Annotated in this window: 19 protein-coding genes and 1 pseudogene; 9 read left to right on the plus strand and 11 right to left on the minus strand. The window is 71.5% G+C overall.

The genetic code is table 11. The features are described 5' to 3' along the window. Nucleotides 1-14 precede the first annotated feature (14 nt). From ACZ6K0_RS36430 to ACZ6K0_RS36455, 6 genes are all read right to left on the minus strand, one after another. Complete coding sequence (locus ACZ6K0_RS36430; protein ID WP_469235675.1) at nucleotides 15-1,421, minus strand: nucleobase:cation symporter-2 family protein; 1,407 nt, start codon at nucleotides 1,419-1,421, stop codon at nucleotides 15-17. 69 nt (nucleotides 1,422-1,490) lie between these two features. Continuing rightward, complete coding sequence (gene pucL / locus ACZ6K0_RS36435) at nucleotides 1,491-2,414, minus strand: factor-independent urate hydroxylase (protein WP_125742494.1); 924 nt, start codon at nucleotides 2,412-2,414, stop codon at nucleotides 1,491-1,493. Nucleotides 2,415-2,419: 5 nt separating this feature from the next. After that, nucleotides 2,420-2,809, minus strand: a complete 390-nt coding sequence (gene uraH / locus ACZ6K0_RS36440; RefSeq protein WP_376407944.1) for a hydroxyisourate hydrolase — start codon at nucleotides 2,807-2,809, stop codon at nucleotides 2,420-2,422. Beyond that, on the minus strand, nucleotides 2,806-3,321 hold the full coding sequence (uraD, locus tag ACZ6K0_RS36445) for a 2-oxo-4-hydroxy-4-carboxy-5-ureidoimidazoline decarboxylase (RefSeq protein WP_376407946.1): 516 nt from the start codon (nucleotides 3,319-3,321) through the stop codon (nucleotides 2,806-2,808). The genes uraH and uraD overlap by 4 nt, the downstream gene beginning before the upstream one ends. A gap of 156 nt (nucleotides 3,322-3,477) precedes the next feature. After that, nucleotides 3,478-3,816 (minus strand): helix-turn-helix domain-containing protein, encoded by a 339-nt coding sequence (locus ACZ6K0_RS36450; protein ID WP_376408033.1) that lies wholly within the window; start codon nucleotides 3,814-3,816, stop codon nucleotides 3,478-3,480. Nucleotides 3,817-3,860: 44 nt separating this feature from the next. Then, nucleotides 3,861-4,112, minus strand: a complete 252-nt coding sequence (locus ACZ6K0_RS36455) for a YkoF family thiamine-binding protein (RefSeq protein WP_078627122.1) — start codon at nucleotides 4,110-4,112, stop codon at nucleotides 3,861-3,863. A 140-nt stretch (nucleotides 4,113-4,252) separates the two neighbouring features. Here ACZ6K0_RS36455 and ACZ6K0_RS36460 point away from each other — a divergent pair, with 140 nt between their 5' ends. The 4 genes from ACZ6K0_RS36460 (at nucleotide 4,253) to ACZ6K0_RS36475 (ending at nucleotide 8,977) form a co-directional block, all read left to right on the plus strand. Then, on the plus strand, nucleotides 4,253-5,086 hold the full coding sequence (locus tag ACZ6K0_RS36460; protein ID WP_376407948.1) for a TIM barrel protein: 834 nt from the start codon (nucleotides 4,253-4,255) through the stop codon (nucleotides 5,084-5,086). A gap of 44 nt (nucleotides 5,087-5,130) precedes the next feature. Continuing rightward, nucleotides 5,131-6,021, plus strand: a complete 891-nt coding sequence (locus ACZ6K0_RS36465) for a 2-hydroxy-3-oxopropionate reductase (RefSeq protein WP_376407950.1) — start codon at nucleotides 5,131-5,133, stop codon at nucleotides 6,019-6,021. A 212-nt stretch (nucleotides 6,022-6,233) separates the two neighbouring features. Further along, a complete protein-coding gene (locus ACZ6K0_RS36470; RefSeq protein ID WP_376407952.1) occupies nucleotides 6,234-7,691 on the plus strand; it encodes a catalase in 1,458 nt (485 codons plus the stop codon). 620 nt (nucleotides 7,692-8,311) lie between these two features. Next, nucleotides 8,312-8,977, plus strand: a complete 666-nt coding sequence (locus tag ACZ6K0_RS36475) for an HNH endonuclease (protein WP_469235678.1) — start codon at nucleotides 8,312-8,314, stop codon at nucleotides 8,975-8,977. Here ACZ6K0_RS36475 and ACZ6K0_RS36480 read toward each other — a convergent pair. Further along, the gene (locus ACZ6K0_RS36480; RefSeq protein WP_469235680.1) at nucleotides 8,961-10,190 is read right to left on the minus strand and encodes an MFS transporter; all 1,230 of its coding nucleotides are present in this window, start codon (nucleotides 10,188-10,190) and stop codon (nucleotides 8,961-8,963) included. The two genes, ACZ6K0_RS36475 and ACZ6K0_RS36480, sit on opposite strands and share 17 nt — an antisense overlap. Nucleotides 10,191-10,291: 101 nt before the next feature. Between ACZ6K0_RS36480 and ACZ6K0_RS36485 the strand changes: the two genes are divergently transcribed. After that, nucleotides 10,292-11,263: an ArsR/SmtB family transcription factor gene (locus tag ACZ6K0_RS36485; protein ID WP_376407958.1), complete on the plus strand. Its 972-nt coding sequence runs from the start codon at nucleotides 10,292-10,294 to the stop codon at nucleotides 11,261-11,263. Nucleotides 11,264-11,446: 183 nt separating this feature from the next. Here ACZ6K0_RS36485 and gcl read toward each other — a convergent pair whose 3' ends face one another. Continuing rightward, entirely contained in the window at nucleotides 11,447-13,234 is a 1,788-nt protein-coding gene (gene gcl, locus ACZ6K0_RS36490) for a glyoxylate carboligase (protein ID WP_376407960.1), read from the minus strand. Nucleotides 13,235-14,313: 1,079 nt separating this feature from the next. Here gcl and ACZ6K0_RS36495 point away from each other — a divergent pair. The 3 genes and pseudogenes from ACZ6K0_RS36495 to ACZ6K0_RS36505 form a co-directional block, all read left to right on the plus strand. Beyond that, nucleotides 14,314-14,772: pseudogene (locus ACZ6K0_RS36495) on the plus strand (hypothetical protein); the annotation flags it as partial. Nucleotides 14,773-14,926: 154 nt separating this feature from the next. Further along, the gene (locus ACZ6K0_RS36500; protein WP_376407965.1) at nucleotides 14,927-15,751 is read left to right on the plus strand and encodes a TIGR04222 domain-containing membrane protein; all 825 of its coding nucleotides are present in this window, start codon (nucleotides 14,927-14,929) and stop codon (nucleotides 15,749-15,751) included. Between the two features lie 19 nt (nucleotides 15,752-15,770). Then, nucleotides 15,771-16,403, plus strand: a complete 633-nt coding sequence (locus ACZ6K0_RS36505; protein ID WP_469235684.1) for a GNAT family N-acetyltransferase — start codon at nucleotides 15,771-15,773, stop codon at nucleotides 16,401-16,403. Between the two features lie 53 nt (nucleotides 16,404-16,456). Here ACZ6K0_RS36505 and ACZ6K0_RS36510 read toward each other — a convergent pair whose 3' ends face one another. The 3 genes from ACZ6K0_RS36510 to ACZ6K0_RS36520 form a co-directional block, all read right to left on the minus strand. Further along, complete coding sequence (locus ACZ6K0_RS36510) at nucleotides 16,457-17,515, minus strand: phosphotransferase (RefSeq protein ID WP_376407970.1); 1,059 nt, start codon at nucleotides 17,513-17,515, stop codon at nucleotides 16,457-16,459. A gap of 236 nt (nucleotides 17,516-17,751) precedes the next feature. Beyond that, on the minus strand, nucleotides 17,752-19,362 hold the full coding sequence (locus ACZ6K0_RS36515; RefSeq protein ID WP_469235686.1) for an AMP-binding protein: 1,611 nt from the start codon (nucleotides 19,360-19,362) through the stop codon (nucleotides 17,752-17,754). Beyond that, nucleotides 19,359-21,044: an AMP-binding protein gene (locus tag ACZ6K0_RS36520; RefSeq protein WP_469235688.1), complete on the minus strand. Its 1,686-nt coding sequence runs from the start codon at nucleotides 21,042-21,044 to the stop codon at nucleotides 19,359-19,361. Before ACZ6K0_RS36520 ends, ACZ6K0_RS36515 begins: the two co-directional genes overlap by 4 nt. 165 nt (nucleotides 21,045-21,209) lie before the next feature. On the opposite strand from ACZ6K0_RS36520, the gene ACZ6K0_RS36525 reads away from it, so the two are divergent. Further along, on the plus strand, nucleotides 21,210-21,995 hold the full coding sequence (locus tag ACZ6K0_RS36525; RefSeq protein ID WP_469235758.1) for a helix-turn-helix transcriptional regulator: 786 nt from the start codon (nucleotides 21,210-21,212) through the stop codon (nucleotides 21,993-21,995). The last annotated feature ends 27 nt before the right edge of the window (nucleotides 21,996-22,022 follow it).

The following is a 22,022-nucleotide window of genomic DNA, read 5'->3' on the forward strand; positions in this document are numbered from 1 at the left end:
GGCACGGCAGGACCCTAGGAGGATTTGAGTGCCGGAGCCGCGTGACGGCTCCGGGTGCCGAGATGGTGAAAGAACAGGTTGAGCAGGACCGCGACGAGCGCGCCCGCGCTGATGCCGGAGCCGAGCACGGTCTGCGCCCAGGCCGGGAAGTCGGCGTAGAAGGTGGGAGCGGCGAGCGGGATGATGCCCGCTCCGAGCGCGACGGCCACCAGGATGATGTTGGAGCTGTCGTCGAGTCCGGCTTCCGACAGGGTGCGGATGCCGCTGACCGCGATCGAGCCGAAGAGGACGATGCCGGCGCCGCCGAGGACGGGCATGGGGACCATCGAGACGACCGCGCCGAGGACCGGGAAGGCGCCGAGGACCAGGAGCGCGCCGCCGGCGACGGCGACGACGTACCGGGAGCGGACCCGGGTCAGCGAGACGACGCCGACGTTCTGGGCGAAGGCCGAGGTCGGGAAGCCACCGAAGACGGGGCCGAGCAGGGTCGCGATGCCGTCGGTCCGCAGACCCCGGGTGATCGTCTTCCCGTCGCTGGGCCGCTCGCAGATCTCGCCGAGGGCGAGCATGCCGGCGCTGGACTCGGTCATGAGCACCAGCATCACGATGCACAGGGAGAGGATCGCGGCGGGCTGGAACTCGGGGGCGCCGAAGGCGAAGGGGGCGGGCAGGGCCGCGACCGGTGCCTCGCGGAGGGCGGTGAAGTCCGCCATCCCGAAGGGGATCGCGGCGAGGGTGCCGATGAGGAGGCCGAGCAGCAGGGCGATCTGCTTGACGAAGCCCTTGCCGAAGCGCTGGAACAGCAGGACGACGACGAGGGTGAAACCGGCCAGCGCCAGGTACTTCATGGCGCCGAAGTCGGCGGCGTTCTTGTCGCCGCCCTGGGCCCACGCGACGGGCACGGGCATCAGGGTGACCCCGATGAGGGTGATGACGACGCCGGTGACGAGCGGCGGGAAGAAGCGCAGGAGCTTCCCGAAGAAGGGGCCGACGGCGAGACAGAACACTCCGGCGACCATCACCGCGCCGTAGATGGCGGGGAGTTGGTGCCCGGGGGCGCTGGTCTCGGCGATGGCGAGCATCGGGGCGATGCCTGCCGAGGAGGCGGCGTTGACGAACGGGAGCCGGTTGCCGGCGAAGGTCCGGACACCGAGGGTCTGCAGGATCGTGGCACAGCCGGCGATGAGCAGGCCGGCGGCGATGAGCCGGGTCATCCCCGCCGCGTCCAGGCCGACGGCCTGGCCGATGATGAGCGGAGGGGTGACGACGCCGGCGTACATGGCGGCGATGTGCTGGAGTGCCGCGGGCACGAGCCGCGAGGCGGGAAGCTTTTCGTCCACCGGGTGGACCTGGTGTGCGGTCTCCGGTGGGGTGGAACACGGGCCTTCGGCGGATGCCGGCCCCATTGCAGGCTGTGCCATGGGAGTTCCTCCGGGCTGGTGCGGGCCCCGCCCGACTGCGGGCGGGCGGGGCCGTCACTCAGATGGCGCTTAGAGGTTGGTCATGTCGACCGGGATCTGCGCCGTCGCCCCGTCACGGAGGACGGTGGCCTCGATGAGGCCGTACATGCGGTCGGCGGCGTAGTAGACCTCGTTGTCGTTCTTCAGACCGAAGGGCTCGAGGTCGACCAGGAAGTGGTGCTTGTTCGGGAGCGAGAAGCGGACTTCGTCGATCTCCGAGCGGTGGTTGATGATGCGCGTGGCCATCTGGTACAGCGTCTGCTGGAGGGAGTACGAGTACGTCTCCGAGAAGGCCTCGAGCATGTGCTTGCGGGTCTGCTCGTAGGACCGCTCCCAGTTGGGCATGCGCTGGTCGTCGTCGGTCCAGTTGAACCGCCAGCGGGCGGAGACCTGCGTCGCCAGGATGCGGTCGTACGCCTCCTGGAGCGTCGTGTACTTGTCCTTGATGTAGCCCCAGAACTCCGAGTTGGTGGAGTTCATGACGACGAGGTCCTTGAGGCCGGAGATGACCTCCCACTTCTCGCCGTCGTAGGTCACCTGGGTGACGCGGGTCTCCTGGCCCTTACGGGCGAAGGAGTGGTTGACCTCTTCGGCGCCGATGAACTTGGAGTTGGCGTCGGAGGAGGCGATGCGCTCCCAGGAGTACTCCTCGATCCGGATGCGCGCCTGCTTGATCGGCTCCTGGCTCGTCACGAAGTGGCGGGCGAGGTGGATGCCGAACTGCTCGGCGGACTCGATGCCGTACTCCTTGGCGAACGCGAAGACGGTGTTCTTCGTCGTGTCGGTGGGGAGGCAGTGGGCGTTGGAGCCGGTGAGGTGGACGTCGTCGAGGTCGCCGGAGAGGGCGACGGAGACGTTCAGGTCCTTGATGTGGTGGGTGTCGCCGTCCCGCGTGATCTTGACGACGCGGTTCTCTGCTTTGCCGTACTGGTTCTGGCCGAGAATCGTGGGCATGTCTGCTAGCTCCCTCGGTAAACGGAGTAGCCGAACGGGTTGAGCAGCAGCGGTACGTGATAGTGCTCGCCCGGCTTGACGGCGAACGTGATCGCCACCTCCGGGAAGAACGCACCGCTGTCCCTTACGCGGGGGGCGTCCTGCTGCGCCTCGGCTTGCTTCTTGGAGAAGTACTCCTCGACCTCGAAGTCGAGTCGTACGTGGGTGGTTTCTTCCGGCAGCGCCGGCAGGTCCTTGCAGCGCCCGTCCGCGTCGGTGGCGGAGCCGCCGAGCGTGACCCATGCGCCGTCGAGGCCCTTGCGGGCCGCGAGCGTGATGGCCACGCCCTCGGCGGGGCGGCCGATGCTGGTGTCCAGGATGTGCGTGGACACCGAGGCCGTGGTGTCGGTGCTCATTCGGAGCTCTCTTCCTCTGCGAGACGGGTCAGCCGGATGCGGTTGATCTTGCCCAGTTCGGTGCGGACGATCTCCCGCTCCTCCTCGGGCGAGTTGCCGATCCGCTCACGGACCGCGTCGCGCATCTGCTCGCCGGTCCTGCCGGTGGCGCAGATGAGGAAGACATGACCGAACTTGTCCTGGTAGGCCAGGTTGAGTTCGAGCATCTCGGTCTTGAGCTCCGCGGAGGCGCCGGCCATCCCGCTCTGTTCGCGGGAGGAGGTCGGGTCCCCGGCCTTCGGACGACCGATCGGCGGGTGGCCCGCCATCGCGTCGGCCAGGTCCTCGACGGTCAGCTCGGCCATGGCGGCGTCACTGGCGAGGAAGAGGGCTTCGGCGGTGGCGTACGGGCGCTGGGCGAGCAGTTTGCTCCCCCACGCCGAGCTGGAGCACACCTCGTGGAGCGCGGCGAGAGCCTCGCTGTCCGCCGAGGTGTTGAACCGGGTGAGACCCGGTGTCGTACCTGAAGTCACGGGAAGCCTCCGTGGCTGTTTTTCGCTGTGCGTCGGACGGGCTGCGGATAGCTAACGCCCTCCGCAACACAACGTCAACACTTTGTTGAAAAGTCGGCCACACAAAAGCCGTCGTCCCGACATCTGGACGACGGCTTGTGGTCACAACAAGATCAACTAGCTGCTCTCGGCGGCCTTTTCCCTGCTCAGGGCGGTCTCTCTGTTGAGGTAGTTGTACACGGTGAAGCGGCTGACGCCCAGCGCCCCCGCCACCGTCTCCACCCCATGGCGCACCGAGAAGGCACCGCGTGCCTCCAGAACGCGCACCGCTTCCTGCTTCGCCTTGCGGTCCAGTTCGGCCAGCGGCATCCCGTGCCGTCTTTCCATCGCCGCGAGGATGTGATCCAGCGAATCGGACAGCTGCGGCAGCCGGACGGCGAGGACGTCCTCCCCCTCCCAGGAGAGGACGACGTCGTCACCCTCCGCCTGCGTGGGACCCAGCAGCTCCGCGCCCATGGCGTCGACCAGCGGCTTCACCGCCGCGATCAGCGGATGTTCGGTCACTTCTCGCCCTCCCCGATCACATTCACCTGGAGCGAGACCCGCGTGGCACCGGCCGCGAGCGATCTGCGCAGCAGCGCGTCGACCGCGGTGAGCACCTCGTCGGCGCCGCCTTCCGCCGTATTGCCGAAGGGGCCGACGTCGACCGCGTCCAGTTCGGCCGACTGGATGACCTCACGGGCCACGACCGCGTGCGCCGGCGCCTCGTCGAGGTCGAACGGCTCGGTCGTGAACTCCACTCTCAAACGCACCATGGACCCAAAGTACGGCCCCACCCCGACGTACGGGAGCCCCGGACCTGCGGGGACCTCTTGACAAGGAGGACGACCTGCTTGCAACATTCCGTCAGACAGAAACTTACTTCCGCGATACGGAAGGAGCGCCGCCCCTCATGGGATACACGGACCAGCGCTTCGATGTGAACCTGTCGATCCTCTTCACGGAACTCCCGCTCCTGGAGCGCCCCGCGGCCGCCGCCGCGGCGGGCTTCACGGCGGTCGAGCTGTGGTGGCCCTGGATCGACACCGCCACCCCCGAGCAGAGCGAGCTCGACGCCCTCAAGAAAGCCCTTGAGGACGCCGGCACCCAGCTGGTGGGTCTGAACTTCTACGCCGGACAGCTCCCCGGCCCGGACCGCGGCGCCCTCTCCGTACCCGGAGAGGAGTCGGACCGCTTCCGCGCCAACATCGAGGTGGCCGCCGACTTCGCCGCCTCGGTCGGCTGCAAGGCGCTCAACGCGCTCTACGGCAACCGCGTCGAGGGGGTGGACCCGCAGATCCAGGACACCCTCGCCCTGGAGAACCTGGTCCTGGCCGCCCGCGCGGCGGACCGGATCGGCGCGATCCTCCTCGTCGAGACCCTCAACAAGCCGGAGTCGCCGCTCTACCCGCTGGTGAGCGCCCCCTCCGCGATCGAGGTCATCGACAAGGTGAACGCGGCCACCGGTCTCGGCAACGCCAAGTTCCTCCTCGACATCTACCACCTGTCGATGAACGGCGAGGACGTCAGCCAGGTCATCGCGGAGTACGCCGCCAAGACCGGCCACGTCCAGATCGCGGACAACCCGGGCCGCGGCGCGCCGGGCACCGGCGAGCTCCCCCTGGAGCAGCTCCTCGACGAGCTCAAGAAGGCCGGCTACGACGGCTGGGTCGGCCTGGAGTACAAGGCCGCCGACGCCGCCGCGTCCTTCGCCTGGCTCCCGGTCGAGGCCCGCCCGGCCCGCTGACCAGCGACTTCTCCCCGTACCACCAGTTTTTGAGAGGCACCCTCATGAGCAACCTTCCCAAGATTGCCTGGATCGGCCTCGGAATCATGGGCTCCCCCATGTCCGAGAACCTGCTGAAGGCCGGCTACGCGGTCACCGGCTTCACGCTGGAGCAGGACAAGCTGGAGCGGCTGGCCAAGGCCGGCGGCACCTCCGCCTCGTCGATCGCCGAGGCCGTGAAGGACGCCGACGTCATCGTCACGATGGTGCCCGCCTCCCCGCAGGTCGAGGCCATCTCCTACGGCCCCGAGGGCATCCTGGAGAACGCCAAGGAGGGCGCGCTGATCGTCGACATGTCGTCGATCACCCCGCAGACCTCCGTCGACCTGGCGAAGAACGCCGCCGCCAAGGGCATCCGCGTCATCGACGCCCCGGTGTCCGGCGGCGAGGCCGGCGCGATCGAGGCCGTGCTCTCGATCATGGTCGGTGGCGAGCAGGCCGACTTCGACGAGGCCCTCCCGATCCTGGAGACCCTCGGCAAGACCATCGTGCTCTGCGGCCCGCACGGCTCCGGCCAGACGGTGAAGGCCGCCAACCAGCTCATCGTCGCGGTCAACATCCAGGCCTGCGCCGAGGCCGTCGTCTTCCTCGAGAAGTCCGGCGTGAACCTCCAGGCCGCCCTGGACGTCCTCAACGGCGGTCTGGCCGGCTCCACGGTCCTGACCCGCAAGAAGGACAACTTCCTGAACCGGGACTTCAAGCCCGGCTTCCGGATCGACCTGCACCACAAGGACATGGGCATCGTCACCGACGCCGCCCGCAACGTCGGCGCGGCCCTCCCGGTCGGCGCCGTCGTGGCCCAGCTCGTCGCCTCCCTGCGTGCGCAGGGTGACGGCGGCCTGGACCACTCGGCCCTGCTGCGCGCCGTCGAGCGCCTCTCCGGCCAGCAGGTCTGACCCCCAGGGGGTGCCTTGCGGGTCACCCCTCAGCCCCTTCACCGGGGCCCCTGATTTCCGGTCGGCGGCGGCGCTGACACCTGTCCTGTCGCGCCCAGGCGTCGCCGCCGACCGGAACACCACACTTCCTTTTCAACAAACTGTTGACGTCGCGTTCCGGCCGAATCTAGGCTCCTCGCACCGTCAGCAGAGTTCCCGTACGGAAGGTCACGATGTCGAAGCGCGTGCTTACGACCGAGTCCGGCGCCCCCGTCGCCGACAACCAGAACTCCGCCACCGCCGGCGTCGGTGGCCCCATCCTCCTCCAGGACCAGCACCTGCTGGAGAAGCTCGCGCGCTTCAACCGTGAGCGGATCCCGGAGCGTGTGGTGCACGCCCGCGGTTCCGGTGCGTACGGCTACTTCGAGGTGACCGACGACGTCACCGCGTACACCAAGGCGGACTTCCTCGGCGAGGTCGGCAAGAAGACCGAGACCTTCATCCGGTTCTCCACCGTGGCCGACTCGCTCGGCGGCGCGGACGCGGTCCGTGACCCCCGCGGCTTCGCCCTGAAGTTCTACACCGAAGAGGGCAACTACGACCTCGTCGGCAACAACACCCCGGTGTTCTTCATCAAGGACCCGATCAAGTTCCCCGACTTCATCCACTCCCAGAAGCGCGACCCCTTCACGGGCAAGCAGGAGGCGGACAACGTCTGGGACTTCTGGGCGCACGCCCCCGAGGCGACGCACCAGATCACCTGGCTCATGGGCGACCGCGGCATCCCCGCCTCGTACCGCCACATGAACGGCTACGGCTCCCACACGTACCAGTGGACCAACGAGGCGGGCGAGGCCTTCTTCGTCAAGTACCACTTCAAGACGAACCAGGGCATCCGCAGCCTCTCCGCCGACCAGGCCGCCGAGCTCGTCGGCAAGGACGCGAACTCGCACCAGACCGACCTGCTCCAGGCCATCGAGCGCGGCGTGAACCCGAGCTGGACCCTGTACGTCCAGGTCATGCCGGCCGCCGAGGCCGCCGAGTACCGCTTCAACCCGTTCGACCTCACCAAGGTGTGGCCGCACAGCGACTACCCGCTCCAGCGCGTGGGCCGCCTGGTCCTCGACCGCAACCCGGAGAACGTCTTCGCCGAGGTCGAGCAGGCCGCCTTCTCCCCGAACAACTTCGTCCCGGGCATCGGCCCCTCGCCGGACAAGATGCTCCAGGGCCGCCTCTTCGCCTACGCGGACGCCCACCGCTACCGCCTCGGTGTGAACCACACCCTGCTGCCGGTGAACGCCCCCAAGGCGACCACCGCGGAGAACTACGGGCGCGACGGCTTCATGGCCACCCGCAACGGCTCGCGCCACGACAAGAACTACGAGCCCAACTCGTACCAGGGCCCGGCCCAGACCGACGCCGCGCTCTCCGCGCCGCTCGCGATCCACGGCTGGACCGGCACCCACGAGGCGCCCGCGCACACCAAGGACGACGACTTCTTCCAGGCCGGCGAGCTCTACCGCCTGATGTCCGCCGAGGAGAAGAGCCGCCTGATCGCCAACATCGCCGGCGGTCTGTCCCAGGTGTCCCGCGAGGACGTCATCGAGAAGAACCTCGCGCACTTCGCCGCCGCCGACGCGGAGTACGGCAAGCGCGTGGCCGAGGCGGTCCGCGCCCTGCGCGAGGACTGACCGCACAGCAGCACCCAGACTGCGTACGGCGCCTGACGGGAGGTCAGTGCCGTACGCGGTCCGGATCGCCGGCCCGGATGAGGGGTGGTCGGCGGACCGGACAAGCGTGAGGACCGCGGCGGCGTCGAGCCAGTGCGGTGGTAAGGGCGTCGGGCCCCCCTTCTTGACCTGAAAGAAGAGGACAGCCGGCACGCCCGTCGCCGCCGCCGCGGTCCTATCGCCCAGCCCCTTCCCCTCGGGGGCACCGAAAGCAGCTGCACCCACAGACTCCGTCCGGCGGCGCGAACGACCCACTCTCGACGCCGCCCTCGCACTGCTTCGCAGGCTTCGGACGGCTGCGTCGGACTCCGTCCGCCGGCCCCGAACGCAGGTACACCCACAGACTCCGTCCGGCGGCGCGAACGTCCTGTCGCGCCAGCCTCGTGCCGTCGGACGGGCACAACGGGAGAGCGTGGAACCAGGTTTACGGTCCTTGGTTCCGCGCTCTTCTTCGTATGTACGGGTGGACGCGGTACGGGCGCCCAGCGCATCGTTTCTGCGGTGAAGATCCGCACCCGCTCGGAGGAGCGCTCCGCGATTCGGGCCCCACGCGCCCCGATCCCGCGGCTATCCATCGGTACATGATCAAGAACCTGATGCGCGGTCTCGCACCGCTCGCGCTGATCCTGTCCCCGCTCGCCGTCCCCTCCCCCGCCCTCTCCGCCGGCGTCGTCCTCTTCCCCGACGCGCTGGCCGAGCTCACCGAGGCATCCGAGGACCCGGACGGCTACAAGGAGTCGGCGTTCCGCCACTGGAACCAGGGCCTCGACCCGGCGGACGGCTGTGACACCCGCTCCGAGGTCCTCGTCGCCGAGGCCGTCGACGCCCCGAAGACCGGTGCGGGCTGCGCGCTGACCGGGGGCCGGTGGACCTCGTTCTACGACGGGCAGAACGTCACCGACCCGGCGGGGCTCCGCGTCGACCACCTCGTCGCCCTCGAAGAGGCCTGGCAGTCCGGGGCCTCCGGCTGGACGGCCGCCCGGCGCGAGCAGTACGCCAACGACCAGGGCGCCGCCGCGACCCTCGTCGCCGTCACGGCCCGCAGCCGGAAGGAGAAGGCCGGCCGCGACCCCGCCGAGTGGGTGCCCGTGGACTCCACCCGCTACTGCCGATACGTCGGCGAGTGGGTGAGCACCAAGCTCCGCTGGGGCCTGTCCGCCGACAAGGACGAGGTGGAGGCGCTCAAGCTGTTCGCCGACGGGCCGTGCGAGGACACGGTCGTGCACCGCTCTACGGCGCCTCGCTAGGCAGTGTCCGACTGGGCGGTGCCGCCTTCGAGGGCGCCTCGTCGGGCGGTGCCGCTTCGGCCTCGCGGTCGGCCCGGGCGAGTACCAGGGTGACGGTGAGCGAGGCGAGCGCGAGCAGCGCCATGCCCGTACGCGGTGACGTGAACTGGGCGAGGGTGCCCGCGAGCGCCGCGCTCACTCCCTGGAGGGCGAGCATCCCGGAGGTGTGCAGCCCGAGGGCGTGGCCGCTCAGCTCCTCCGGCACCAGGGCCATCAGCCGTTCCTGGTGCAGCAGGCTCGCCCCGTACCCGACGGCCGAGACGGTCACGAGGGCGAGGACGAGCGGCAGCCCCGGGTCGAGGGCGAAGACCAGGAACGGGGCCGCGAGCAGCGCCTGGAGCGGGAAGCGGATCCGCTCGCGCAGCCGCGCCGGTACGAAGCGGCCGACGGCCGTGTCCCCGACGAGCATCCCGAGGCCGGCGCAGGCGAAGAGCAGCCCCGCCCGCTCGGGGGCGTACGGCACGAAGAGCGACTCGCAGCCGACGATCAGCCCGTTGGGCACCCACAGGGCGAGGTAGCAGCGGCGGCGGGCGGGCGAGGCCCACAGGCGCGCGTTGGTCCGCCAGGTCTCGGCGACGGAGGCCCGGCCGGTGGCGCGCGGTGTCCGCCGGGTGAGACCGAGGCGGGCGACGAGGGCCGCGGCGAGGTAGAGCACGGCGCCGACGAGGACCGTGCCGCGCGGGGAGAGGAACGCGACCAGGACGCCGCCGGTCGCGAAGCCAGCGATCTGGCAGACGCCGACCGCCATGTTCGTCACCGAGCGGCCGAGGAGGTACTGCTCGCGGGCGAGGATCTCGTTCAGGAGGCCGTAACGGACTCCGCCGCCGAGCGAGGCCGCCAGCCCCTGCGCGAAGAGGACCACGAAGACGGCCCAGACCGGCAGGGCGGGGAGCGCCAGGACCGCCGTGCACAGGGCGAAGAAGAGCGCCAGCCCGGCGATCGCGGTGCGCGGCGGGAGCCGGTCGGCCGCCGAAAGCAGGGTCGTCGCGCCGACCAGCTGGGCGAGCGAGGGCCCGAAGAGCGCGAGGGCGGAGAGCAGCGGGGAACCGGTCGCGCGGAAGACGAGGGTGGCGAGGCCGAGTCCGGCCACCATCTGGGCGGCGACCTGGGCGGAGCCGGCGAGGAAGAGCGGGGTGAACTCGGGGGTACGGAACAGCGCGCGGTAGCGGGGCATGCGGGCAGTCTCGGGGGCGCCCGGCGACGGCGATACTGTTTCGCTCCGGGGCGAAACCAACGGGCTCGTGGGGACTCGTGGCGAAAGGGCGGTCGTCGTCTATGGGCTGGTGGCAGATCGGTACGGACTCGCTCGCGGGCAGCCGTTTCGTCGTCTCGCCGCTGAGCGAGACGATCGCGGCGCTCAAGATCCTGCACACGGGCTCGGGCTCCCACCCGGGCGAACAGGCCTGGCTGGCCCGGCACCTCCCCTCCTACCGGGCGCGCCTGGCGGCCGCTCCGCTCGACGGTCTGCTCGTCGGGGCCGCGCTCGGGCGGACGTGGAACGCGGACTTCCTGACCCCGACGCCGCTCGGCGAGGGCGAGCAGCCCTTCGAGGAGGAGGTCGAAGCGGTCCGCACGGCCGATCCGGCCGCCGCCGTACCGCAGTTGGCGGTCGCGCTCGACGGTCCCGTACCGGAGCCGCTGCGCTCGGCGCGCGATCTTCCGGAGCGGATGGCCGCGGTCCTGACGTGGGTGTGGCGGGAGAGCGTGCTGCCGGAGTGGCCGCGGCGCCGGCGGGTCCTCGAAGCCGATGTGGTGGCGCGGACCGCGCAGTTGGTCCGGGGCGGCTGGGCGGCGGCCCTCGACGAACTCTGCCCGGGGAAGATGCGGTGGCTCGGCGACGGCCGGCTCCAGGTCAACTCCCGGGACTATCCACCGCGTTCGGTGGACGGCGGCCGTCTGCTGTTCGTGCCGGTGACCGCGAGCACGGGATGGGTGTCGTGGGAGGGGACGGAGCGGTCCGCGGTGGTGTACCCGTGCGCGGGCGCCCTTGCGGACGGCTCGGGTCCCGTTCCGCCCGAGGCGCTCGGCGCGCTGCTCGGCGCGGCACGGGCGGGTGTGCTCGTACGGCTCCGAACGCCCAAGTCCACGAGCCAGTTGGTGGCGCTGACGGGGCAGGGCCTCGGGTCGGTGGGCCGGCACCTGAAGGTCCTGCTCGACGCCGGCCTGGTCCGGCGGGGACGGGCGGGCCGGTCCGTCCTGTACGAGTGGACGGAGGCGGGCGCGGTGCTGGTGGCGGCCCAGGGGTGAGCGCGGGGCGGGGGCGACCGGGGGTGAGCGCGAGGCGGAGAGCGACCTGGGGAATGAGCATGGGGCGGCCCCCGTCCCGGTGCTCCTCGGGACGGGGGCCGTGTCAGTGCTCCCGGATCAGACCTTCAGGTCTCGGGCCTTGAGGTCTCAGCCTCAGACCCTCAGGTCTCGGGCCTTGAGGTCTCAGACCTTGAGCGGCTTGATCGCGGTCGGCGCGTGGCCGGGCTCGGTCGCGAGCTCCTCGAACTCGGTGACGTCGCTCATGTCGACCGTCTTGCTCATCGCGATGTTGGTGATGCGCTCCAGGATGGCCTCGACGACGACCGGGACCTGGAACTCCACCGCGAGCTTCTTCGCCTCTTCGAGGGCCTCGCCCAGCTTGTCCGGGTCGGTGACGCGGATGGCCTTGACGCCCAGGCCCTCGGCGACCTTGACGTGGTCGACGCCGTAGACGCCGATCTCCGGGGTGTTGATGTTCTCGAACTCGAGGTTGACCTCGAAGTTGATGCCCAGGTTGCCCTGCGCCTGGCGGATCAGGCCGAGGTACGCGTTGTTCACGAGGACGTGGACGTAGGGGACCTTGTGCTGGGCGGCGACCGCCAGCTCCTCGATCATGAACTGGAAGTCGTAGTCGCCGGACAGCGCCACGACCGGGGTCTCCGGGTCGGCGGTGGCGACACCGATGGCGGCCGGGATGGTCCAGCCGAGCGGGCCGGCCTGGCCGCAGTTGATCCAGTGGCGCGGCTTGTAGACGTGCAGGAACTGCGCGGCCGCGATCTGGGAGAGGCCGATGGTGGTGACGTAGCGGGTGTCCGGCCCGAACGCCTTGTTCATCTCCTCGTAGACGCGCTGCGGCTTGATCGGGATGTTGTCGAAGTTCGTCCGGCGCTGGAGGGTGGCCTTGCGCTCCTGCGCGGAGGCGGACCAGGCGGAGAAGTCCGGCAGCTTGCCGGCGGCCTTCAGCTCCTTGGCGATCTCGATGAAGAGCTCCAGCGCGACCTTGGCGTCGGAGGCGATGCCGTAGTCCGGGGCGAAGATCTTGCCGATCTGGGTGGGCTCGACGTCGACGTGGACGAACTTCCGGCCCTTGGTGTACGCATCCATGTTGTAACCGGTGTGGCGGTTGGCCCAGCGGTTGCCGATGCCCAGGACGAAGTCCGACTCCAGGAAGGTCGCGTTGCCGTAGCGGTGCGCGGTCTGGACGCCGACCATGCCGGCGGCGAGCTCGTGGTCGTCCGGGATGGTGCCCCAGCCCATGAGGGTGGAGATGACCGGGACGTTGATCAGCTCGGCGAACTCGACGAGGAGGTCGGTGGCGTCGGCGTTGATGATGCCGCCGCCGGCGACGATCAGCGGGCGCTCGGACTCCAGGAGGAAGCTCAGCGCCTTCGCGGCCTGGGCGCGGCTGGCCTGCGGCTTGTAGACCGGCAGCGGCTCGTACGTCTCCGGGTCGAACTCGATCTCGGTCAGCTGGACGTCGATCGGGAGGTCGATGAGGACCGGGCCGGGGCGGCCGGAGCGCATCAGGTGGAAGGCCTGCTGGAAGACGCCCGGGACCTGCGCGGCCTCCAGGACGGTCGTCGCGGCCTTGGTCACCGGCTTGGCGATGGACGCGATGTCGACGGCCTGGAAGTCCTCCTTGTGGAGCTTCGAGACCGGGGCCTGGCCCGTGATGCAGAGGATCGGGATGGAGTCCGCGATCGCCGAGTAGAGGCCGGTGATCATGTCGGTGCCGGCGGGGCCGGAGGTGCCGATGCAGACGCCGATGTTGCCGGCCTTGGCCCGGGTGTACCCCTCGGCCATGTGCGACGCGCCCTCGACGTGACGAGCGAGCGTGTGGCTGACGCCGCCCACGTTCTTGAGCTCGCGGTAGAAGGGGTTGATCGCCGCGCCAGGCACGCCGAACGCGTTGGTGACGCCTTCGCGCTTGAGGATCTCAACGGCCGCTGCGGCGGCGGTCATACGAGGCATGGGAGTGCTCCTGCTTCGGCCGGTCGGAGGCAAGCGTGCCCGGCGGCTCGGGGAGCCCGGGAGGCTTGTTTCCGTAATGCGGAAATACTGTTCTGCTATACGGAAGCAATGTAGGTCGGGTCCCGGAGAACCGTCAAGAGAAGTCCGCCCCGCGGGATCACCGAAGTGGCCGAACTCCCTCCCCCGAGGTGGCCGATGGGTGGACGATGGGGGCGGAACGACAGGGGGTCGCGGTGGTGGGTGAGTCGGTACCGGTGCGCTGCCCGGAGTGCCAGCGGACGCAGGCGTACACGGCGCCCGTCTTTCCCTGCGCGTGCGGAAGCCCCGTCGCCCCTCCGGTGACGGCGGGCGCGACGGCGGAGCCGATCACGCACCGGAACTGGACGGACGAATGGGTCACCGTCCGCTGCGGCGCCTGCGGCCGCGAGGACGACTGGCCCCACCCGGAGCTCGGCTGCGCCTGCGGCACGGTCCTCCGGGTCCCCGTCCAGCCGGTGGGCACGGAGTCCGACGGGAACGGTGGGGCGGGGGCGCAGCACCCGGCCGAGGGCGGCGGACGCGCCGGGGCGCGGGCTCCGCACAGCCCGCAGGCGCCACAGCCCCCGCACGGTGCGCAGACACCGCACGGTCCGCAGACGCCGCATACTCCGTCGACCGCGCACACCGCGCCGAGCTCGCGGACCCAGCGTCCGCCGCAGAGCCCGCCTCCCCCGGCCGGTCCTTCCTCCTCCCCGCACACCGCCCCGTCGCCGTCCCCGTCCCCGTTCCCCTCCTCGGCTCCCGGCCGTGCCGGGTCGACCGCGCCGGACGCGGCACCCCGTGACCCCGGCGGTCCGGGGCTCACGCCGCCGACGGCCGCAGGCGGGACCTTCGGCGCCCGACCGGAACCGGAGGCCCCCGGCGGTCCGGCCAGGCCCCGGGCGTTCGAGCACGGCTCGGAGTGGTTCGGTTCGGGCCCGACCGGCCGGGACGACGGCGTTTCCGGCGACGGGGCTCCGGACCACGGCGTCTCGGGCGACGGCGTTCCGGGTGGCCTGGACGTCCCGGGTGGCCTGGACGTCCCGGCCCGGGCCCGGGCGCACCGCACGTTCGCCGAGCGGTACCCCGCGCACATCCCGCTGCCGCCCACGGCCCCGCGCCCGGCTCCGATGCGGGGTACCTTCCGGCCGGTGACGATCCGGACCGCGCGGGACGCGGTGGCCGCGGCCGCCGGGTACCTCCGCTGGCTCGGCTTCCGGGACGTGGTCCAGCCCGAGGACCGCCCCGCCTCCGGCGTGGACCTGCGGGCGCCGGGACTCGTCGCCCAGGTGGATCCGAGCACGCGGCCGGCCGGGCTGCGGGCCGTCGAATGCCTCTGGCTCAACGGCCTGAGCACCCCCACCACGAGCGTGAGCGTGTTCTTCTCGCTGGCCGGCTACACCCCGGAGGCGCGCAAGCGGGCCGCCGAGATCGGCCTCCCGCTCTTCGTCCTCGACCTGACGGGCACCCCGCAGCCCGTCAACCTCGCCGCCGACGAGCTGGCCGCCGACGGCGCCTGACCCTCCCGTCCGGCGCCGTCCCCGCCCCAACGCACCCCACCGCACCTCAACCCACCCCGCCGAGCCCCGCCCACAACACCTCGCCATCCGAAACCGGCCATTCACGCGTGACGATCACGGTCCCCCGGGCACAACACCCTCGGGGGGTGGCGTCATGTCGACGGCGATGTGGTGGTTCATCGGGGTGGCCTGCGCGGAACTGGCGCTCGCCGCCGCGCTGTTGCGAACCCGCAGCCAGGAAAGCGGGGCGTGGACCGCGGGCGACGAGCCGCCGCCACAGGCCCTCGCGCTGCTGCGGGGAGGGCGCCGGGCGGCCGTCACGGTCGCGCTCGTGGCGCTCCACCAGCGCGGGGCGGTCGCCGCGGGACGTAAACGTACGATTCGGGCCAACGGAGGTCCGGGCCGGACCCGAGATCCCGTACAGCTCGGGGTGCACGGGGCGCTGCACCGGGCGCTGGCGCTGCGGGCGCTCGCCCTGCGGCCCGAGGCGCGGCGGGCCGTGGACGCCCTGCACGGCGAGCTCGGCCGGGCCGGTCTGCTGCGGCCGCCCGCCCGGCTGCGGGCCGCGCGCGTCCTGCTCGCCTGCGTCCCGCTGACGGTCGGCGCCGGACTGCTCGTGGGCTGGGCGCGCCACGGGCGCGACGGCGGACCGGGCGGTGCGGGCCTGATCGTGGTCGTGGCGGTCGCCCTGCTCCCGGTCCTCCTCGCGGCGGCGCTGCTGCGCCTGCCGCCGGCGACGCGGGCCGCGCGGCACCTGCTCGCCGGCCTGCGGGAGCGGCATCCGCTGCCGGCCCACCGGCGCGAGGTGACGGACGGGCGTCTCGTCCAGTTGTACGTCGCGCTGTACGGGGATCCGGCGCTCGCCCTGTTCCTGCCCCGGTTCTCCCGGGACGGCGGGCTGCTCGACCGCCCGCGCGAGGCGGACGAGATCAGGCCTCCCCCGGAGCCGGGCAGGGGGACGGGCCGCACCGTTCCCTGACCTCGCGCCATACTGTCGTATGCGCATCAGAGCGGCCGCTCCGGCCGAACTCCCGCTGCTCCAGGACATCGAACGGGCGGCGGGCGAGCCGTTCCGTTCTCTCGGCATGGCGGCGATCGCCGACGACGACCCCCTGCCCCTGGACGTCCTGGAGGCGTACCGCTGCGAGGGCCGGGCCTGGGTGGCGGTGGACGCGGCCGACCGTCCGGTCGCCTATCTGCTCGCCGACACCGTCGACGGCTCCGCCCACATCGAGCAGGTGTCGGTGCACCCGGACGCCGCCCGCCGGGGCGTCGGCCGGGCGCTGATCGAGCACCTGGCGGCGGCCGCCAGGGAGCAGGGCCTGACGGCACTGACCCTGACGACCTTCACCGAAGTCCCGTGGAACGCCCCGTACTACACCCGGCTCGGCTTCCGCCCGCTCGCCGAATCCGACCCGGCGCTCACGGACGGGCTGCGCGCCATCAGCCACGCGGAGGCGGCACACGGCCTGTCGGTCTGGCCCCGGGTGTGCATGCGCCGGGAGGTCCAGGAGCCGCTGGAGGTCCAGGAGCCCCCGAAGGTTCAGGAGTCCCGGGAGGTCCAGGAGACTCCGGGGGTTCACAAGCCCCGAGGGGCCCAAGAGCTCCAAGAGGCCCAGGAAGCCCCTTAGGCCCTGCCCGGCCTACGCCTCAAGCTCCCCGCCCCCGCCCTCGCCCGCCGCCCCTAGAACCAAGGGCGGGCGTCGGGCGTGGGCAGCGGACGCAGCTTCGGCCAGCGGACGAGCAGGCGGTCGGCCATGGCGGAGCCGAGACGGCCGACGGCGTGCAGGTGATCGTGGTCGCGGGTCATGTCGGCGACCACGCCCAGGCGGTGGACGAGCCGCTCGCGGGCGGAGACGTAACCCCACTCGAAGTCCTCGGCGGGCACCCGGGCGAGCTGGTCGGCCGTCCCGCGGTGGGCGCGCTCGACGAGCGCGTCGCCCTGGATCAGCCAGCCCGCGCACGCGTCGGCGAGGTCACCCGGCACGTCCTTCCCGGTGAGGCCGCGCCAGGTGGTCCGGTAGACGTCCTCGACCTCCGCGAGCGGGGCCGCGGTCACCGACATCGCACACCAGCAGGTGGGGAAGCCGATGCGGAAGTAGGCGAGTTCGATCAGGCCGTTGCCGAGGGAGGCCCGCTCGAAGTCGACGAAGCGGACGCCGTCGGCGGTGCGCAGATCATTGCCGGGGCAGGGGTCGCCGTGCAGCAGCGCGTGGTGCGGGGTGGGGTCCAACCGCTCCAGGAGACCGGCGAGTTCCTCGGGAACGCCGGCCGGTACGGGCACGTCGAGCGCCCTGGCCAGGGCGAGGAAGGACTCCGCGTCGGCGGCGGTGGGCCCCGACCAGACCGGGAGTGCGCCCGCGTCGGCGGGCCCGGTCAGGGCGTGCAGCCGGGCGAGCGACTCGGCGTACCCCGGCATCCAGTCGTCCGTCCTGCCGAGGTCGTCCAGGTGCTCCAGGACCATGACCCGCGAGGACGGGTCCGTGGCGAGCACCTCGGGGGCCACGGCGGGCCCGGAGGCCCGCCCCGCCAGGCTCAGCCCGGCGAGCTCCCGCTCGAAGCGCGTGTGCGCGTCGGCACCCGCGTCCCCGTCGTCGGTGACCTGCTTGACGATCACCGGCCGCCCGCCGGTCAGCCGCACCCGCCACACCCGTGACCGCGGACTGCTGTCCAGGAGGGTGACCTGCTCGGGGGTGCCCACGGTGGACAGCAGCGCTTCATGGAACGGAACACGGTTCGGCATGTCGCCGAGCGTAACCGCACCTTCGCACGCACGACCGAGCACCCTGGCCCCGGCCATGATCCGCCGGACAGGCCCTAGGGGGTGTCTTGTCGATCAGGCCGGATCAGGGAGCGGCGTCTGGTGCCGTGCCTCGCAAGGCGGAGGAGGGAGTCAACGCGGAGCGTTGGCGACCGACGACAACGCGGCGAGGCGCGGTGCCAGGCGTCGCGAGCCCGGCCTGATCGGCAAGACACCCCCTAGCGACCTTCCCCGTACCGCTGCCGCAGCTCCACCTTCCGCACCTTGCCGCTGACCGTCATGGGGAACTCGGTGAGGATCTCCACCCTGCGCGGGATCTTGTAGTGGGCGAGCCGGTCCCGGCAGAAGGCCGTCACCTCCTCCAGGGTCGGCGGGTCGGCCGGGTCGCGGGGGATCACGCAGGCCAGGATCTCCTCGCCGTACCGCTCGTCGGGCACGCCGACGACCTGGACGTCGGCGATCTTGGCGTGCCCGTAGAGGAACTCCTCGATCTCGCGCGGGTACACGTTCTCCCCGCCCCGGATGATCATGTCCTTGATGCGGCCGACGATCTGGACGTAGCCGTCGTCCCGCATCACCGCCAGGTCACCGGTGTGCATCCAGCGGCCCGCGTCGATCACCTCGGCGGTCTTCTCCGGCTCGTCCCAGTAGCCGAGCATCACGCTGTAGCCGCGGGTGCAGAGCTCCCCCGCCGCGCCGCGCTCCACGGTCAGTCCGGTCGCCGGGTCGACGACCTTGACCTCGACGTGCGGCAGGACCCGGCCGACGGTGCCGGTGCGGCGGTCCAGGTCGTCGTCGCGCCGGGTCTGGGTGGAGACGGGCGAGGTCTCGGTCATGCCGTAACAGATCGACACCTCCGCCATGTTCATCTCGGCGACGACCCGCTTCATCACCTCCACCGGGCACGGCGAACCGGCCATGATGCCGGTGCGGAGGGTGGAGAGGTCGTACGTGGCGAAGTCGGGGAGGTTCAGCTCGGCGATGAACATCGTCGGCACCCCGTACAGCGAGGTACAGCGCTCCTCCTGCACGGCCCGGAGGGTGGCGGCGGGCTCGAAGGACGGTGCGGGGATCACCATGCAGGCGCCGTGCGAGGTGGCGGCCAGATTGCCCATCACCATGCCGAAGCAGTGGTAGAAGGGCACGGGGATGCAGATCCGGTCCTGCTCGCTGTAGGCGATCATCTCCCCGACGAAGTAACCGTTGTTGAGGATGTTGTGGTGGGAGAGCGTGGCCCCCTTCGGGAAGCCGGTGGTCCCCGAGGTGTACTGGATGTTGACCGGCTCGTCGCAGGAGAGCGGCTCGGGGCGCAGCTCCCCCGCCGTACGCGCGAGGAAGACGTCCCAGCTGGGGTCCCCGAAGTGCACGACCTCCCTCAGCTCCGGGCACTCTCCGCGTACTTCCTCGACCATGGCCCGGTAGTCGCTCGTCTTGTGGGCGAGCGTGGCGAAGAGCAGGGAGATGCCCGCCTGGTTCAGCACGTACGCCAACTCGTGGGAGCGGTAAGCGGGGTTGATGGTGACCATGATCGCGCCGATGCGGGCGGTGGCGTACTGGACGAGGACCCACTCGGCGCAGTTCACCGCCCAGATCCCGACCCGGTCGCCCTTCCGGACGCCGCTGCCGAGCAGCGCGTCGGCCAACCGGTCGACGTCGGCGCCGAGTTGGGCGTAGGTCCAGCGGCGTCCGCCGGGGACGTCGACGAGCGCCTCGCGGTCGGGCCAGGCGGCGACGGCCCGGTCGAGGTTGGCGCCGACGGTGTCGCCGAGGAGGGCGGTGCCGGACACCCCGTGCGCGTACGAGAGTTCCGTGGTCCGCGCGTTCGTCATCCCCGGTCTCCTTCGGTGTACTCCGTGCCGCCGCCCTCGGCGGTGAGCCGGCGCAGTTCCACGCGCCGGATCTTTCCGGAGACGGTCTTGGGCAGCTCGGCGAACTCGATCCGCCGGATCCGCTTGTACGGGGCGAGGACCGCGCGCGAGTGGTCGAAGAGGGCCTGCGCGGTCCGCGCGTCCGGCTCCCAGCCCGCCGCGAGGACGACGTACGCCTTGGGGACGGCGAGCCGCAGCGGGTCGGGGGCGGGGACGACGGCCGCCTCGGCGACGGCCTCGTGCTCCAGGAGGGCGCTCTCCAGCTCGAAGGGGCTGATCTTGTAGTCGGAGGCCTTGAAGACGTCGTCGGCGCGTCCGATGTACGTGATGTACCCGTCCTCGTCCCGCGAGCCGATGTCACCGGTGCGGTAGTAGCCGCCCGCCATCGCCTCGGCCGTACGCTCCGGGTCGCCGTGGTAACCGGTCATCAGGCCCACCGGGTTGGCCGACAGGTCGAGACAGATCTCGCCCTCCTCCACGTCCGCCCGGCCGCTCACCGGATCGACGAGCGTGACGCGGAAGCCGGGGCTGGGGCGGCCCATGGAGCCCTCCTTGAGCCGCTGGCCGGGGCTGTTGGAGACCTGCACGGCGGTCTCCGTCTGGCCGAAGCCGTCCCGGATGGTGACGCCCCAGGCGCGCCGTACCGACTCGATGACCTCGGGGTTGAGGGGTTCGCCGGCGGCGACGACCTCGCGCGGCGGGGTCTTCAGCTGCCCGAGGTCGGCCTGGATCAGCATCCGCCACACGGTCGGCGGGGCGCAGAAACTGGTGACGCCGTGCCGGTCCATCTCGCTCATCAGACGGGCCGGGTCGAAGCGCGTGTAGTTGTGGATGAAGACGGTCGCCTCCGCGTTCCACGGCGCGAAGAGGTTGGACCAGGCGTGCTTCGCCCAGCCGGGCGAGGAGATGTTGAGGTGCACGTCCCCGGGCTTGAGGCCGATCCAGTACATCGTCGAGAGGTGCCCGACCGGGTACGAGGTGTGGGTCTGCTCGACGAGCTTCGGCCGGGCGGTCGTCCCGGAGGTGAAGTACAGCATCAGCGTGTCCGCGGCGAGGGTCACGCCGTCGGGCTCGAAGTCGGCGGACTCCCGGGCGGCGTGCTCGTAGCCGAGCCAGTTCACCCCGTCGCCGCCGATCGCGATGCGGGTGTATTCGCCGGGGACGTCGTCGAACTTGGCGGTGTCCTCGGCGCGCACGATGACGTGGCGGGCGCGGCCGCGCTCGACGCGGTCGCGGAGGTCGGCGGGGCCGAGGAGGGGGGTGGCGGGGATGACGACGGCGCGCAGCTTCATCGCGGCGAGCATGGTCTCCCACAACTCGGCCTGGTTGCCGAGCATGACGATGATCCGGTCGCCGGCACGCACGCCCTGGGCGCGCAGCCAGTTCGCGACGCGGTTCGAGCGGGCCGACATCTCGGCGAAGCCGATCCGCGTCTCGGAGCCGTCCTCCTCGACGATGTGCAGGGCGGTTCTGTCGTTGCCGGCGGCGACGACGTCGAACCATTCGAGCGCCCAGTTGAAACGGTCGGGGCGGGGCCAGGCGAAGCCCTCGTACGCCGTGTCGTAGTCCTCGCGATGGTGGAGCAGGAAGTCCCGGGCCGCCCGGAACGTCTCCGTCGCGTCGGCCGCGCTCGCTGCGGTCATGTGTCCTCCTCGTTGCGGGACAGGTCCCGGACATCGTGTAATCGGTGACCCAGGTCTCACTACCCCCGTTCGGGGGTGAACCAGCCGACCGGCCCAACGGACGACGGGGAGTGAACGGTGCGCGAGCACGTCGAATCGGTGGAGCTGCGCGGCGCGCTGCTGCGGATGCGCCGTGCCACCGGTCTCCCGGTGGTGTTCGGGGGGCTGCTCCAGGACGGCCGCGTGCTGCGGATCGCCGAGCTGACCGGGGCGGTGACCCCGGCGCTGCACGGGCTCGCGATCTCGGCCGGCTCGGGGCTCGGGGGCAAGTGCCTGGCGCTCTCGCGGCCGTGCGCGGTGACGGACTACCCCTCGGCCCGGCACATCACGCACGAGTACGACGTGCCGGTCTCCGCGGAGGGGCTGCGGTCGGTGATCGCCGTACCGGTCGTGGTCCGGCGCACGGTGCGCGGGGTGCTGTACGGGGCGCTGCGCGACGCGCTGCCGATCGGCGAGCGGGTCTTCGACGCGGCGGTGGCGGCGGCGCGGGACGTGGAGCAGGCGCTCGCGGTACGGGACGAGGCCCGCCGGCTGCTGGCCCCGCCGCCCTCGGAACCGTCCTGGGAGGAGGTGCGGCAGGCGCACGGCGAGCTGCGCGCGCTGGCTCCCCGGGTGGCGGATCCGGAGCTGCGGGAGCGGCTGCTCGCGGTGTGCGGCCGTCTGGAGTCGGCCTCGGTCACGGCGGCGTCGCCGGTCCCGGGGACGGCGGGCCCGGTGGTGTCGCTGACGTCGCGCGAGAAGGACGTCCTGGCGGCGGTGGCCTCGGGGGCGACGAACGCGGCGGCGGCGTCACGCCTCGGGCTGCGGCCGGAGACGGTGAAGGGCTACTTGCGCTCGGCGATGCGGAAGCTGGGCGCGCACACCCGCCTGGAGGCGGTGGTGGCGGCCCGCAGGGCGGGGGCGCTGCCGTAGGGCCCCCTCACTCCCCGCCCCTCACTC

It is taken from the genome of Streptomyces sp. NPDC042346 (assembly GCF_055581845.1).